Annotated in this window: 1 protein-coding gene; it reads left to right on the top strand. The window is 71.0% G+C overall.

All coding sequences use genetic code 11. The features are described from left to right. On the top strand, positions 1–238 hold a 238-nt coding region (locus RRF55_RS27835; RefSeq protein ID WP_439419275.1), incomplete at both ends, for an FAD-dependent oxidoreductase.

The raw sequence follows: 238 nt of genomic DNA, 5'->3' as shown, positions 1-238 counted from the left end.
CGGGCAGTTGCATGAGATCGTCGCCAGCGACCGGTACGCCGGCGGCCTGGTGGACATGGGTTCAGGGCACCTGCACCCGCTCGACCTGGTTCAGGGCGAGGCCCGCGCCGCCCATGCCCTGGGCGTGCGCATTTTCGAGCAAAGCCCGGTGCTGCGTATCGAGCATGGGCCCAGCGTTACCGTGCATACGGCCCACGGCAGCGTGCGCGCGGGCCGCCTGGTGCTGGGCTGCAACGCC

Source organism: Klebsiella sp. K47, from assembly GCF_051858335.1.
GTDB classification, from domain to species: domain Bacteria; phylum Pseudomonadota; class Gammaproteobacteria; order Enterobacterales; family Enterobacteriaceae; genus Klebsiella; species Klebsiella pneumoniae.
This window is presented reverse-complemented; position numbering and strand designations above follow the sequence as displayed.